Annotated in this window: 13 protein-coding genes; 6 read left to right on the top strand and 7 right to left on the bottom strand. The window is 41.9% G+C overall.

The features are described 5' to 3' along the window. The first annotated feature begins 154 nt into the window (after positions 1–154). On the top strand, positions 155–487 hold the full coding sequence (gene ytxJ, locus VNZ46_RS28545) for a bacillithiol system redox-active protein YtxJ (protein ID WP_108556013.1): 333 nt from the start codon (positions 155–157) through the stop codon (positions 485–487). Here ytxJ and VNZ46_RS28540 read toward each other — a convergent pair. Then, a complete protein-coding gene (locus VNZ46_RS28540) occupies positions 477–881 on the bottom strand; it encodes an OsmC family protein (protein WP_199079750.1) in 405 nt (134 codons plus the stop codon). The two genes, ytxJ and VNZ46_RS28540, sit on opposite strands and share 11 nt — an antisense overlap. Positions 882–967: 86 nt before the next feature. Between VNZ46_RS28540 and lipA the strand changes: the two genes are divergently transcribed. The 3 genes from lipA (at position 968) to VNZ46_RS28525 (ending at position 3,344) form a co-directional block, all read left to right on the top strand. Next, positions 968–1,846, top strand: a complete 879-nt coding sequence (gene lipA, locus VNZ46_RS28535) for a lipoyl synthase (protein ID WP_325564969.1) — start codon at positions 968–970, stop codon at positions 1,844–1,846. A 93-nt stretch (positions 1,847–1,939) separates the two neighbouring features. Continuing rightward, positions 1,940–2,467 carry an RNA polymerase sigma factor gene (locus VNZ46_RS28530; RefSeq protein WP_325564967.1) on the top strand — a complete coding sequence of 176 codons (528 nt, stop codon included), beginning with the start codon at positions 1,940–1,942 and terminating at the stop codon, positions 2,465–2,467. 1 nt (position 2,468) lies between these two features. Further along, positions 2,469–3,344, top strand: a complete 876-nt coding sequence (locus VNZ46_RS28525) for an anti-sigma factor (RefSeq protein ID WP_325564965.1) — start codon at positions 2,469–2,471, stop codon at positions 3,342–3,344. On the opposite strand, the gene VNZ46_RS28520 is transcribed toward VNZ46_RS28525, so the two are convergent. The 3 genes from VNZ46_RS28520 to VNZ46_RS28510 all read right to left on the bottom strand — a co-directional run bounded on the left by VNZ46_RS28520 (position 3,337) and on the right by VNZ46_RS28510 (position 8,024). After that, entirely contained in the window at positions 3,337–4,233 is an 897-nt protein-coding gene (locus tag VNZ46_RS28520; RefSeq protein WP_325564963.1) for an NAD(P)H-hydrate dehydratase, read from the bottom strand. The genes VNZ46_RS28525 and VNZ46_RS28520 overlap by 8 nt on opposite strands. Position 4,234: 1 nt before the next feature. After that, on the bottom strand, positions 4,235–7,078 hold the full coding sequence (gene uvrA / locus VNZ46_RS28515; protein WP_325564961.1) for an excinuclease ABC subunit UvrA: 2,844 nt from the start codon (positions 7,076–7,078) through the stop codon (positions 4,235–4,237). Positions 7,079–7,313: 235 nt separating this feature from the next. Beyond that, positions 7,314–8,024 carry a lytic transglycosylase domain-containing protein gene (locus VNZ46_RS28510; RefSeq protein WP_325564959.1) on the bottom strand — a complete coding sequence of 237 codons (711 nt, stop codon included), beginning with the start codon at positions 8,022–8,024 and terminating at the stop codon, positions 7,314–7,316. Between the two features lie 493 nt (positions 8,025–8,517). On the opposite strand from VNZ46_RS28510, the gene VNZ46_RS28505 reads away from it, so the two are divergent. After that, positions 8,518–9,879 (top strand): pseudouridine synthase, encoded by a 1,362-nt coding sequence (locus VNZ46_RS28505; RefSeq protein ID WP_325564957.1) that lies wholly within the window; start codon positions 8,518–8,520, stop codon positions 9,877–9,879. A gap of 15 nt (positions 9,880–9,894) precedes the next feature. Next, positions 9,895–11,016 carry a lactonase family protein gene (locus tag VNZ46_RS28500; RefSeq protein WP_325564955.1) on the top strand — a complete coding sequence of 374 codons (1,122 nt, stop codon included), beginning with the start codon at positions 9,895–9,897 and terminating at the stop codon, positions 11,014–11,016. Positions 11,017–11,089: 73 nt separating this feature from the next. On the opposite strand, the gene bshA is transcribed toward VNZ46_RS28500, so the two are convergent. From bshA to tilS, 3 genes are all read right to left on the bottom strand, one after another. Next, positions 11,090–12,235 (bottom strand): N-acetyl-alpha-D-glucosaminyl L-malate synthase BshA, encoded by a 1,146-nt coding sequence (gene bshA / locus VNZ46_RS28495; RefSeq protein WP_199078325.1) that lies wholly within the window; start codon positions 12,233–12,235, stop codon positions 11,090–11,092. 146 nt (positions 12,236–12,381) lie between these two features. After that, positions 12,382–12,864 carry a hypothetical protein gene (locus tag VNZ46_RS28490; RefSeq protein WP_133783285.1) on the bottom strand — a complete coding sequence of 161 codons (483 nt, stop codon included), beginning with the start codon at positions 12,862–12,864 and terminating at the stop codon, positions 12,382–12,384. Beyond that, the gene (gene tilS / locus VNZ46_RS28485) at positions 12,864–14,198 is read right to left on the bottom strand and encodes a tRNA lysidine(34) synthetase TilS (RefSeq protein ID WP_325564951.1); all 1,335 of its coding nucleotides are present in this window, start codon (positions 14,196–14,198) and stop codon (positions 12,864–12,866) included. Before tilS ends, VNZ46_RS28490 begins: the two co-directional genes overlap by 1 nt. Between the last annotated feature and the right edge of the window lie 39 nt (positions 14,199–14,237).

Genomic DNA, 14,237 nt, shown 5'->3' with positions numbered 1-14,237 from the left:
ATGAAGAAAGTAGCGATCTTACTCCTGGGTGTTCTGTTTGCAACAGCTGTTCTGCAGGCCTGTTCCAATCGGGTATGCCCGGCTTATAGTTCTTATCCGGAAGGCCGTAAAAGGAGAGGATAGGTTTCTTTTATTGATTTTAACAACGATATAGATGCAGTGGACAAATATAACTGATGGTACTCAGATCAGTGAAATACAAAAACAAACCGGTTACAGCCTGATTTTTAAACACAGCACAAGATGTTCTGTGAGTATGATGGCCAAGAGAAGGTTTGAGATGGATTGGGATGCCTTACCTGAAGGCACAGCTCTTTACTTTTTAGATTTGATCAGCTATCGCGACATTTCTGCGCAGATAGCTGAAACTTTCCAGGTTCACCATGAATCTCCGCAGATCCTGCTGATCAAAGACGGAGATTGTATTCTGGATGCTTCTCATGGCGATATTTCTGCCGAAGAAGTAGCCGAGGTGATTAATAATTAAAGGTTACCGTTTTTTTCAGGTCAGGGTGCAGGCTTTGCGCCACAGGACAGGTATGAGCGGACCTTTCAATGATCTTTTTGTCTTTGTCTGAATAGTTGTTTGCCGGAAACTGGAAGTCTACCACAATTTCAGCTACCCTTCTTGGATTCTCTGCCATAATTTTGGTGATCTCGCAAGTAGCTCCATCTATGTTAAAACCATGTTCCTGGGCAGCGATACCAACGATGGTGAGCATACAGTTTCCCAACGAAGTTGCCAAAAGATCGGTTGGAGAAAAAGCCTCCCCTTTTCCTTTATTGTCTACCGGCGCATCGGTGATAATTTCATTTCCTGAACGTAAATGTACAGATGTGGTTCTTAAGCCACCGTTATAAGTTATTTTTGAAGTTGCCATAGGGTAAATTTAGACATTTCAGAACATTACACCATACAAACATTTCATATTTATAACAATTCAATCCTATTGCTTAACTTTGTAGCATGATCGAACTACCGGTTGTTTCAGCAAACCAAACACAGCGTAAACCAGACTGGCTTAGAGTTAAGCTGCCTGTAGGTAAAGAGTATGCGCAAGTCCGCAGCTTAGTTGATACCCATAAACTCCATACCATCTGTGAAAGTGGCAATTGCCCGAATATGGGTGAATGCTGGGGTGCAGGTACAGCGACCTTTATGATTTTGGGAAATATTTGTACCCGCTCCTGCTCTTTCTGTGCCGTGGCTACCGGAAGACCACTTGCAGTAGATACTGATGAACCAAACCGCGTAGCAAATTCAGTAAAGCTGATGCAGGTAAAACATTGCGTAATTACTTCAGTAGACCGCGATGACCTGAAAGACGGGGGCTCTATCATCTGGGCGGAAACCTTACAAGCCATTCGCAGGGAGAGCCCGGATACCACACTCGAAACTTTAATTCCTGATTTCAGGGGGATATGGGATAATCTGTACCGTGTACTGGAAGAACGACCTGAAGTGGTTTCTCACAATATGGAAACCGTAAAGAGGTTAACAAGACAAGTAAGGATACAAGCCAAATACGACAGAAGTCTGGAGTGTTTAAAAAGAATATCTGAGTTTGGGGTCAGAACAAAAACAGGGATTATGCTTGGACTTGGCGAAACGGAAGATGATGTTTTTGAAGCAATGGATGATCTGGTTGCCAATGGAGTCCATATCCTAACGCTTGGTCAATATTTACAGCCTACTAAAAATCACCACCCCGTTGTAGACTGGATCCATCCGGATCAATTTGCAAAATACAAAGAAATTGGTTTGGCTAAAGGTTTAAGGTATGTGGAAAGCGGCCCGCTGGTACGCTCTTCTTATCATGCAGAAAAACACTTATTTGATTTCTGAGTTTAGTTTTTAAACTCCCAAACAAATAATATTTTCTTCTTGTTATAGAATCACTATATTAGTAACCGTTTGGCACCCTCGAAGAAAATATCATTGTCTGAAGAAGATTTGGTCCTTGCCCTTAAAAGCAGGGAGACCATTGCTGTACAGGCGCTTTATGATATGTATTCAGGTGCATTACTGGGTGTCATTTCCCGAATTGTCCTGCAGCAGGAAATTGCTGAAGATCTTTTACAGGAAACCTTTGTCAAAATATGGAATTCTGCAGAGCAATATGATGCTTCAAAAGGTCGTTTGTTTACCTGGATGATGAATATTGCCCGCAATCTGGCAATCGATAAGGTCAGGTCTAAAGACTTTAGAAATACCAGTAAAAACCAAGATATAGAAAATAACGTAGATTTCATCGACGCGCAATCAAGAGTAATCTTTAATGCGGACATCCTGGGTTTAAAGGATCTGGTTACCGCATTAAAACCTGAATTTAAACATGTCCTGGACATGGTCTATTTCAGAGGATATACACATGTTGAAGCAGCAGAGGAATTGGATTTGCCATTGGGGACGGTGAAGACCCGGATCAGAATGGCGATCATGGAGTTAAGAAAGAATTTTAATTAAAGTGGAAGAGGTTAGAGCATATATAGAATCGGGTATACTTGAACTTTACGTTCTCGGTCAGCTGTCGGCTGAAGAGCAAGGAGAAGTGGAAGGTATGGCCGCAAAATATGCCGAGATCAGAAAGGAGATTGAGGCTATAGAAATTGCGATGGAAACTTATGCCATAAGCAATGCTGTTCTTCCTTCTGAAGGCCTCGATTTAAAGGTTTTATCTGCCATTGAATTGCTGAAAACTCCCGAAGAGGCGCCTTCTCCGGTAATGCAAGTGCCTGACAAAACAGTTGCGGCCCCTATCCAGACACCTCTTGTTACTCTGGCAAAAGATTCCAGAATCAGATCTTTAAGAATTGCCCTGGCAGCCTGTGCAGCTTTATTGCTGATCAGTCTGGTGGCTTTGTATTCTGCGCGCCATGAACTGAGTGAAGCACAAAATCAAATTCTGGCGCTGAACAAACAAAACCAAAGCTTTGCAGCTACGGTAGGCTATATGAAACAGAATACAGCAGACCTGCAAAAACTAGCAGATATGCCTGCTGATCCAAATTGGAAAACCGTAAAACTTGCCGGCACAAAAATGGATCCCTCAGCTAAGATGGTTGTTTATTGGCATACTACTGGCAAGCACGTTATGGTCGACAATTCTAAAATGGCTTTACCTGCCAATGATCAAAATCACCAGTACCAGCTTTGGGCCTTGGTTAAAGGTAAACCTGTTGATCTTGGAGTATTTGATGTAAAGCCAGACACCGCGCATATTCTGCTCAATATGAAAGAAATAAGTGGTGCGCAAGCTTTTGCTGTTACATTGGAAAAACGTGGCGGAAGTGTAAGCCCGACTATGAATCAAATGATTGCTATGGGTGGGGTATCTATCTAAAAATTGTTTTTTTAACAACTTCCGGTAAATGTTCTGCCACCTGCGATGCAGTGACATTAAAATCTTTTTCTGCCAGACTATCTCCAGAGAGCCCATGAAAATAACAAGCCAGTAGTGCCGCTTCTTCATTACGATATCCCTGAGCACTATAAGCCGCAAGAATCCCGGTCAGCACATCCCCCATTCCCCCCTGAGCCATAGCCGGGTTACCAGTTGTATTGACAAATATTTTACCCTGTTCGTTAACCACAAATGTGTACTGGTTCTTTAGCAGGATCAGACAATTCAGTTCTTTTGCTTTTTTAACTGCCGTATTCAATCGTTCAAACCAAGTATCATGCTCACCAAAAAGACGATCAAACTCCTTCATATGAGGAGTGAGTATACTGCCTGAAGGAATTTTAGGAATCCATTCCTGGTGTGCAGCTAAAAGATTTAAAGCGTCGGCATCAATAATCAATGACTTTTGTTGCCCAAGCAAATGGGTTAATAGCTCAAAGCTGGCCATAACTGTGGATAAGCCCGGGCCAATTGCAATAGACTCATAGCGTTTTAGTTCCGGATCTTTTGCAGCAGCCTTTCTATCCAGGTACATCATTTCAGGCAGACACGTATTCAAGGCCGTTAAGCCACTTTCAGGTATGGATAGGGTTGTAAGACCTGCACCAGCATAAAGACATCCTTTAGCACTTAATATAGCAGCCCCCATGGTCTGTTCTGCACCTGCTAGGATCAGGGCATGCCCGTAGGTTCCCTTATGACTGAACAATTGCCTTACTTTAAAAATCTTCCTGATGGCCGAGGGCTTCACCAATTGACAGGTAGGCTGGTCTTTTAGGCTTTGGGGTGCAGATTTGTCTGGCAGGTAATTGTTCAGGTCGATTTTCATATCAGGCCTCCATTTCCTTTTTAAGGAATTTCCCGGTTAAGCTGATCGGATTTTGGATCAGTCCTTCGGGAGTACCCTCAAAAATAATCTTTCCTCCGCCTGCACCGCCTTCTTCTCCCAGATCGATGACCCAGTCTGCTACTTTTACCACATCCAGGTTGTGCTCAATAACCAGTACTGTATTTCCTTTCTCCACCAACTCATTTAATACACCGAGCAGTACGTTGATATCTTCAAAGTGAAGGCCAGTTGTTGGTTCATCCAGGATATAAAAAGTTCTGCCCGTATCTTTTTTAGACAACTCGGTTGCGAGCTTCACCCGTTGTGCCTCTCCGCCGGACAGCGTTGTGGAAGACTGACCTAGTGTAATATACCCTAAACCAACATCTTTAAGTGTTTTGATTTTACGGTAGATGGCAGGCATGTTCTCAAAAAAGTCGCAGGCCTCTTCAATACTCATGTCGAGCACATCACTAATGGATTTTCCACGGTAACGAACTTCCAGTGTTTCCCGGTTATATCTTCTGCCACCACATTCTTCGCAGGGAACCTGCACATCCGGAAGAAAGTTCATTTCGATCACCTTCATTCCTGCACCCTGACAGGTTTCGCAACGGCCGCCTTTCACATTGAAAGAGAAACGTCCGGGTTTATACCCACGGATCTTTGCCTCCGGCAACTGAACATACAGGTTTCTGATGTCTGAAAATACCCCTGTATAAGTAGATGGGTTAGAACGTGGTGTTCGTCCAATTGGGGCCTGGTCTATTTCGATTACTTTATCTATTTCTTTTAATCCATTGATCTTTTCATAGGGAAGAGGATGCTTCTTGGCCCGGAAAAAGTGGTGGTTTAGGATCGGATATAAAGTTTCTGTAATTAAACTGGATTTTCCACTTCCGGATACGCCAGTAACGGCAATGAATTTACCTAATGGAAAATCTACAGAAACATCTTTTAAGTTATGCCCGCTGGCTTTGATAATGGATAATTTATGTCCGGTTCCTTTTCTGCGTTTTTTGGGCACTTCTATTTTTTTCTGTCCGTTAAGGTAAGCTGCAGTCAGGGTGTTGGACTTTAAAATCTGTTCCGGAGTTCCTTGCGCAACGATCTGACCTCCTCTGACACCTGCAGCAGGGCCAACATCAATCACATGATCTGCTTCCAGAATCATATCTTTATCGTGCTCTACAACCAATACAGTGTTGCCCAGGTCGCGCAGGTTTTTCAAGGCATGGATCAAACGTTCGTTGTCCCGCTGATGCAGGCCTATGCTTGGTTCATCAAGAATATACATCACGTTCATCAGCTGTGAGCCAATTTGCGTGGCCAGGCGAATCCGCTGAGCTTCTCCTCCGGACAAGGTACGTGCCGTTCTGTCCAGGGAAAGATAATTCAAGCCTACATCACTCAAAAAGCCAAGCCTGGCCCGGATTTCTTTCAGTATTTCTTTGGCGATGGTATTTTGTCTTTCACTTAAACGGTCTTCAAGATCAGTATACCAGTTTTTGATACTGCTGATGTCCATTTCCGAGACTTCAAAAATGTTTTTTCCATCAATCTTAAAATGCAGGCTCTCTTTCTTTAAACGTGCTCCGTTACATACCGGACAAGTCTTTAGTTTACGGAAGGCCTCCATATCGTCTACGGCCCCTTCTCCTTTTCGCTCCTGTTGTTCTTCCAGTAGTTTGATCACCCCGTCAAAAGTGATCTGGTAATTTTGTACATTCCATTTATTATATTCTACTGCCACTGAAAGCAACTCATGCGTACCGTTCAGAATGATGTTTATAATGTCTTCGCCCAGCTTTTCAATTGGTGCAGAAAGGGAAAAATTATATTTTTTAGCCAGCGCTTTTAGCACCTGGAACATCCAGATGTCCCGGTATTCACCCAAAGGCGCAAGCCCCCCGTTCAGAATACTGAGTTTAGGGTTTGGGATAACAGATTCCCTGTCTACGACAAAAATATAGCCCAGTCCATCACAACGCTCGCATGCGCCATACGGCGAGTTAAAGGAAAAACTGTTGGGTTGAGGTTCATCGTAAGAAATTCCCGTAGTGGGACACATGAGGTAGCGACTGAAATGAGAAACATTATTGTCCTTATCGCTGATCTTAATAATTCCTTTACCAGCTTTCATTGCAGTTTGCAGAGAATCCAGCAAGCGTTTTTTATCCTCACGGTCTATGATCAACCGGTCTATCACAATCTCGATGTCATGGATCTTATAACGGTCCACCTGCATTTTTGGGCTAAGGTCCTGGATTTCTCCGTCTATGCGTACTTTCACATAGCCTTGTTTCCGGATTTGCTCAAACAATTCGCGATAATGCCCTTTACGTCCTTTGACCACTGGGGCAAGGATATTGACCGGCATGTGATCGTATTTTTTAAATATATTCTCTACAATCTGATCTTCACTCATGCGCTCCATCTTTTCTCCGGTATTGTAGGAGAAAGCATCTGCAACACGTGCATACAGTAAACGCATGAAATCGTAGATCTCGGTAATGGTACCGACAGTAGAGCGTGGATTTTTACTCGTTGTTTTTTGTTCTATGGCAATAACCGGGCTGAGACCAGATACTTTGTCTACATCAGGTCTTTCCATCCCCCCCATAAACTGGCGGGAATAAGCGCTAAAAGTTTCCATATAGCGGCGCTGCCCTTCGGCATAGATGGTATCAAATGCCAGTGAGGATTTTCCGCTCCCACTTAAACCAGTAATAACAACCAGTTTATTTCTAGGGAAGGAGATATCAATATTTTTAAGATTATGTACCCTGGCGCCATATACTTCTACATCTTTTTGCTCACCCAGGTCAACGGTATTTTTACTCATATATATATCTAAAACTGCTAAAGGATTTTTCGTTAAGAAGACAGCAAATTTTCAGCCACAAAATTGCTAAAAATTTTATCAAAAGGGAAGTTTTTGAACTGATTTACAATTGACTTAAAAATATGGCTTTAAACTGTCAAAAATCCTTAGGTAAACTGCTTCACCTGAGATCAGGGAATAAAAAAAGCCGGAATAAATTCCGGCTTTACCCAATTGCATGTCTTTTTGTCTTATTTTACTCCGCATTCATAGCCAGCAGTGCCCTTGGTGCTCTGTAGCCATAACGTGCAGGATCTTCCATAATTTCTTTCATGGAAATCAATTTGTACACATAACCTGCGGTTTCGCGGTTGAGTTTCATTTTGAAATAATTATCCTGGTTTTGTTTGTTCATCTGCTTTCTCATGTGGTTATCACCTACATTATATGCGGCAGCTACCATGGTCCAGTTTCCGAATACACCATATAGTTCTTTGATGTATTTACAGGCGGCAATGGTGGATTTCCGTAAATTCTTACGTTCATCTACATTGGAGTTTACTTTTAAACCATAGGTACGTGCTGTGCCTGGCATAAATTGCCAAAAACCGGCTGCACCTTTTGGAGAAACACCCTCCTGTAATCCGGACTCTACCAGAGGAACGTATTTAAAATCGTTTGGAATACCAAAATCTTCTAAAATGGGTTCAATAATCGGAAACCATTCTACCGCTTTCCGGTGTAAACGATTGGTTTGTAAATTTGCGTAAGAAAAAGTTGCCAATGTGCTCTTCATCTTTTTCTCTACCCGGGGATCCCCCTCAGGAAGGGCTTCATCTGCAAAATTTAAACTGGCCTTTTCTGATTCAGGCTCTTCTTTTTTAAGTGTTGTATTTTTTGTTGTTGTTTCTTCTTTTGAAAGACTTTTTGCTGCTTGGGGCATGTGGTAAGCAAACACTTTTGCCATAACCAATAATGTTAAAATTATCGTACATGTTATTATGTGTTTCTTTATCATTTTCCTCCTTTTTTTGGTTAATAATATAAAACGGCTGCAAACATACGGTATATTTATCTAATTATCAAGCTATTACAAAACAACCTTCAAAAATCGATGTTTAAACATCCCTCAGCGCCGATTTTAATATTTAAATGACAAAGTCAGTTTTGGCGTCAAAAATTGTTCAAAAATGGCTGATTTTCCATTCCATCCAAGACCGGAAAAGGAAGGATATCTGAGAAAAAAAGAACCGCGGAGCGGAAGGCAGGAACACTTTAAATGATAGAAAGTTAAGGAGGTGATTAAGAGTAATATTACAGGAATCAAAAGGAAAGAATAATCGTTCTGAATCTCTGCAAATAAAACGTAAAATTGCGGTGCACAGACACTTAAAATTGTAAATACAAGCAATTTTACCTAAGTTTGTACCCCGCATATTTTATGTGGTTAATAGCGTATCATGATCAAAAACAACAACAGGAACAGTCGGGATGACAAGTCCAAGCCGGGAAACCGAAGCACAGCTGGAAAGAGCAGAAGTGGAGAAGAAAGTACTTACAAGGGCAAGAGCAAATTCGGAGACAAAGATAGTAAGGAAGGAAAAGGAGATTTTAAACCAAGAACACCAAGAGAGGGTGATTCTAAATCCTTCAGGCCAGGAGCCCGCAGAGAAGGAGATTTTAATTCAAAAGCAACACGGGACGGAGACACTAAATCTTTCAGATCGAAAGACGGCGGATCCAAAGGATTCTCAGGAAAAAGTACCGGTGATAGAGACTTTAAACCGCGAGCTTCAAGAGATGGCGATAGCCGTTCTTTTAAGCCAAGAGAAGGAGACAGCAAATCTTTTAAACCAAGAACCGGTGACGATAAGGAATCTAAAGGAAGAGGCTATATTAAAAAAGACAGCTTCAACAAAGAGGAAAAGCCTTACCGTAAATTTGACGACAAGAAAAGTCAGAGCCCAAGGAGCACAGACAGCCGTCCTTTTAGAAAAAGAGAAGATGAAAGTGGTGCAAGACCGAATTTCAGGTCAAACCCTGCAGACCGTGGTGAAAAACAATCTGTTCTTCGCGGAAGAAAAACACCGGTAACTAAAGATGACGGTCTGATCCGTCTGAACCGTTATATTGCAAATTCAGGAATATGTTCCCGCCGTAAGGCAGACGAGCTGATTGCAGCAGGTGTAGTGACAGTAAACAATGAAGTGGTTTCTGAACTGGGCCATAAAGTAGATCCTGCAAAAGATGCAATCCGTTACAACGGAGAATTGTTGAAACGCGAAAAAAGGGTTTACGTATTGCTGAACAAGCCAAAAGATTATATTACAACAACAGACGATCCTCAGGAAAGACGTACAGTGATGCAACTGGTGGAAAAAGCCAGTAGAGAACGCATCTATCCTGTTGGACGCTTAGATAGAAATACAACGGGTTTGTTGCTGATGACCAATGATGGTGATCTTGCAGATAAACTTGCTCATCCTAAAAATGGCATCACCAAGATCTACCATGTAGAACTGAGCCGTGCTTTAAGTCAGGGAGATCTGAACAAAATTCAGTTTGGATTGGAACTGGAGGATGGAATTATAAAACCGGACAGTGTATCTTACGTTGCCGGCGGTAGTAAACGCGAAGTTGGCATCCAGATTCATAGCGGAAAGAACAGAATTGTTCGCCGGATTTTTGAACATCTGGGTTACGATGTAGTAAAACTGGACCGCGTGGTTTACGGAAACCTGACCAAAAAAGATCTTCCCCGCGGAAGATGGCGCTATCTGGAAGAGCATGAGCTGATCCAGATCAAACACCTGATCAAATAATTTAAATTATAATTTATGAAAAAGATCCTTTCCCTGTTGTCTGTACTTTTGTTTACTTTTCATGTCCAGGCCCAAAAAGCAAATTACAACCTTTTGGTTGGAACATACACAAACACAGCAGGCAAGAGTGAAGGGATCTATACTTATAATTTTCATACTTTTAGCGGAACAACCCGCCTTAAAAGTATTACTAAAGGCATTGCAAACCCCAGCTATCTGACGGTTGCTCCAGACAGAAAGTTTGTATACAGTGTAAATGAAACCGGAGCGGCCAGTACAGTAAGCGCCTTTGGTTTCAATTCTTATTCCGGTAAACTTACTTTCTTAAACAAACAGGACAGCCACGGTGCAGATCCATGCTATATTACTGCTGACAATAAAAATGTGGTAGTGGCCAATTATAGTGGCGGAAGCCTCGCTGTATTTGGGAGAAATGCGGATGGTACTTTAACCGGACCGAAGCAAATCATACAGCATACGGGTAAAAGCATAGATCCAGAAAAAAGACAGGAAAGCGCCCATGTTCATATGGTTCAGTTTACACCTGATAAAAAATACCTGATCTGCAATGACCTGGGTGAAGACCAGATTTATGTATATAGTTACAATCCGGCTTCTAAAGACCGTTTATTATCCATTAAAACGGTATTGAAAACCAATGCCGGAAGTGGACCAAGACATCTAACCTTCAGTCCAAACGGAAGGTTTGCCTACCTGACACATGAATTTAATGGCAGCATTACCGCATTTGTGTACAGCAATGGAAACCTGAATAAGATTCAGGAGATTGGCACAACAGATCCCGACTTTAAGGGAAGAATTGATGGAGCAGATATTCATGTATCGCCTGATGGCAAGTTTTTATACCAGAGCAACCGTGGGGATGCCAACAGCATTTCTGTTTTTTCTATTCTGTCTACTGGAAAACTGAACTTTGTTTCCAGAATCAGTACTGAAGGCAAGGGCCCCCGCAACTTTGCTATAGATCCAAGTGGCAATTATCTATTGATCGGCCATCAGTACACCAATAACATTGTTATTTTTAAAAGGAATAAGGCAACAGGAGAACTTAAAGATACGGGTAAACGTATTGAAGTAGGTTCACCGGTTTGTTTGGTATTTACACCGATCAACTAATTCTATGCTTATAAAGAAGAAGGCCGGTTTGAGACCGGCCTTCTTCTTTACATAAAAATTTATAAGAGGTTGTTTACAAAACAACCGGCTTGTGCTGCTTTTCTATAATTGCGTTGTAGTAATCTATGTATATAGGCAGGATCTTTTTCAAATCAAAATCCTGTGCGCGTCTAAATGCGTTCTCTTTAAACTGATTCAGCACGGTATCATTCTCCAGGATCTTGATGGCATTAGCTGCCATATCTTCCACATCGCCAACATTGCTCATATATCCGCAGAAGCCATCCACATTAAGCTCTGGTAAACCTCCGGAGTTAGATGTAATTATTGGCACTTTACAGGCCATCGCTTCTAAAGCTGCCAGCCCAAAGCTTTCAGATTCTGAAGGCATCAGGAAGAGGTCGGATACGGAAAGAATTTCTTCTACAGCATCTTGCTTACCCAGGAAACGAACATGGTCACAAATCCCCAGATTCCTGCACAACTGTTCATTATAAACGCGTTCAGGACCATCTCCAACCATCAATAATTTTGATGGGATCTTTTCCTGGATTTTTTGAAACATGAGGATCACATCTCCGGTTCTTTTTACCTTTCTGAAATTGGAGGTATGAATCAGGATGCGCTCATTATTGGGGGCAATAGCCTTCTTGAAATGATCTTTTGGTTTCAAACTGAAGCGTTCAAAATCTATGAAATTCGGAATTACCTTAATTTCACCGGTGATGTCGAAGTGCTTCAGTGTATCTTCTTTTAAATCCTGTGAAACAGTTGTAATGCCGTCCGATTGATTGATGGAAAAGGTAACTACCGGTTTATAGGTTGGGTCTTTACCAACCAGCGTGATATCTGTACCATGAAGTGTCGTTACAAACGGAATATTGATCCCGTAGGTAGCCAGAATCTGCTTGGCCATAAAGGCAGCGGAAGCATGCGGTATGGCGTAATGTACATGCAGAATATCCAGTTTCTCAAACCTGACCACATCTACCAGCTTACTGGCCAGTGCAGATTCATATGGTGCATAGTCAAATAAAGGGTAATCTCTTACAGATACTTCATGATAAAATAAATTGGCAGAGAAAAAATCTAAACGCGCGGGTTGGCTGTAGGTAATGAAGTGAACCTGGTGCCCTTCATCGGCCAGAGCCTTACCAAGTTCAGTGGCCACGACACCGCTGCCGCCAAAAGTTGGGTAACAAACTATACCTATCTTCATTTGTATATAATTGTTTATTGTTAGCCTTCTGCCCTGATTTACATCAAAAAAAACAGGCACAGAATGGGTTTTGTTTTGAACTGCAAAGTACAATACTTAAACTGAGCTTTGTGTTAAACAATTGCAATTATTTCGTATAGCCTGAATTATCCTTTCATCTCTTCCTGGATGACCAGGTACATTTCGTTAGGTCGTTGTGTGCCAATATAGTATTCTAGTCCATCACGGTCTGTGAGTACAATGGCATCTTTTCCGGAAGAATAAAAACGAATACTTCCTTTGCGGTGCAGATTATAGACAGGGTTATTGAACAGGTAATTGCTATAAGTGTCTTTACGTACTTTAACAATGCTGTTCAGATCGATCTTTACTTTTTTAGCTGTCCAAAGCCCATCAATAACAATACTTTTATTGTTAATGACAGTCTTGTACTGAATGAGAAACAGTAAAATAATGGAAATGCCAATGATGCCAAAGCCTACAATCAGAAAAAGATCTTGTGTATTGTCCCGGTCCCTTTCGTAAACATAGGCTGCAAAGCAAAATGCTGCCATCACCAGCCGGATGCAGATCCGAATATAATCCCTGCCTATATATTGCTTTTCCAGAAATGCGTACCTGTTTCCCATTAGCTTATTTTCAATTCGAATATAGCTACTTTTTTTGTAGCAGTGGTTAATTTATATCTATTGTCTTGTCTCATTCCTGCAATCCAGATCAGCTCTCCATTCCCATTTACCAATACAGGGACCTGATCTTTTAGTGGCAGCGGCACTTTTTCATCAATGAAAAAATCGCTTATTTTTTTAAGAGTCTTCATCCCAAGCGGCATAAAACGGTCGCCATACTCCCATTTCCGAAGGATCAGGGGGTATATGAGCTTCCCAGCATCGGCAAAAGCTTTAAACTTCTCTTTTTCAAAATTGATGTTATCTGTATAGGTGATCTCGATCACCTGATTTGCCATGACGGCCTTTTGATCATGCGGATGGATCAGAACAGCTTCCTGAACCATTGCGCCAGTGTGTTCCGTAATCATCAGTTTTCCCCTGTCCAGTGTTGCCCTATGGCTTATACTGTAAAAGGACCGCCCGCTTTGGTGATCAAGGGACTGTAAAATATCATCTGTTACTTTTTCGGTAAAATGATAGGTTTTCAGGATCTCAAAAAAAAGCAGCCTTTGCGGTACCAGATTACCGATGCTTTCCAGGTCGACCAGCACCGCAGCTCCCTCTGTTTTACAGATTTCCTTTTGAACTTGCAGTACCCTTTGCTGCAAGACCATCTCGGCTTCGGCAAAACGCCGGATGTTGTGTTCGAAGGTTTCCTCCAGGTTTGGATTTATTGCCTTCAACTGCGGAATGACCTTTTGCCTGATTTTGTTCCTGGCATATTTATCTGAAGCATTAGAGCTGTCTTCTACATAGGAGAGATGATTTAGCACAATTGCTTCCTCAATTTCTTCGCTGGAAAGGCAAAGCATTGGCCGGATCAGGAAACCTCTTCTCGGCAAAATACCATGAAGCCCGGCGATACCCGTCCCCCGTGTAAGATTAAGTAATACGGTTTCAACCGCATCATTCTGGTGATGTGCTACGGCAATTAGTTGATAATCTTCCTGAACCCTCAGCTTTTCAAACCAAGTGTACCTCAACTCCCTGGCAGCCATCTGTGTCGATATCTTATGTTCTTCAGCGTAGGCCTTGGTCTCAAAATGAACTACATAAAAGGGAACTTCCAGCTGCGATGCCAGCATTCTGACAAAGGCCTCGTCCCTTTGTGATTCCTGTCCACGCAAATTAAAATTACAGTGGGCAATACCAAAATCACAACCGGAGAGTTTAAACAAATGTGCCATAAGCACAGAGTCTTTTCCTCCGCTAACCGTTAGCAATACTTTTTCATTGCCAGACAGTAGTGAATTTTGGACGATATAGTCCTGAAATTTTTGCAGAGGAAACATCTTTCAAAAATATTAATTTATATGGTAAGCAAACAACTA

This window comes from Pedobacter sp. (genome assembly GCF_035566355.1).
Lineage (GTDB): Bacteria > Bacteroidota > Bacteroidia > Sphingobacteriales > Sphingobacteriaceae > Pedobacter.
This window is presented reverse-complemented; position numbering and strand designations above follow the sequence as displayed.

What these genes read in the sequence shown, in the direction of transcription:
- bshA (WP_199078325.1), bottom strand. Translation starts at nt 12,235, where the DNA reads ATGAAGATAGGTATAGTTTGTTACCCAACTTTTGGCGGCAGCGGTGTC.
- VNZ46_RS28520 (WP_325564963.1), bottom strand. Translation starts at nt 4,233, where the DNA reads ATGAAAATCGACCTGAACAATTACCTGCCAGACAAATCTGCACCCCAA.
- tilS (WP_325564951.1), bottom strand. Translation starts at nt 14,198, where the DNA reads ATGTTTCCTCTGCAAAAATTTCAGGACTATATCGTCCAAAATTCACTA.
- VNZ46_RS28500 (WP_325564955.1), top strand. Translation starts at nt 9,895, where the DNA reads ATGAAAAAGATCCTTTCCCTGTTGTCTGTACTTTTGTTTACTTTTCAT.
- VNZ46_RS28490 (WP_133783285.1), bottom strand. Translation starts at nt 12,864, where the DNA reads ATGGGAAACAGGTACGCATTTCTGGAAAAGCAATATATAGGCAGGGAT.
- ytxJ (WP_108556013.1), top strand. Translation starts at nt 155, where the DNA reads ATGCAGTGGACAAATATAACTGATGGTACTCAGATCAGTGAAATACAA.
- lipA (WP_325564969.1), top strand. Translation starts at nt 968, where the DNA reads ATGATCGAACTACCGGTTGTTTCAGCAAACCAAACACAGCGTAAACCA.
- uvrA (WP_325564961.1), bottom strand. Translation starts at nt 7,078, where the DNA reads ATGAGTAAAAATACCGTTGACCTGGGTGAGCAAAAAGATGTAGAAGTA.
- VNZ46_RS28505 (WP_325564957.1), top strand. Translation starts at nt 8,518, where the DNA reads ATGATCAAAAACAACAACAGGAACAGTCGGGATGACAAGTCCAAGCCG.
- VNZ46_RS28510 (WP_325564959.1), bottom strand. Translation starts at nt 8,024, where the DNA reads ATGGCAAAAGTGTTTGCTTACCACATGCCCCAAGCAGCAAAAAGTCTT.
- VNZ46_RS28540 (WP_199079750.1), bottom strand. Translation starts at nt 881, where the DNA reads ATGGCAACTTCAAAAATAACTTATAACGGTGGCTTAAGAACCACATCT.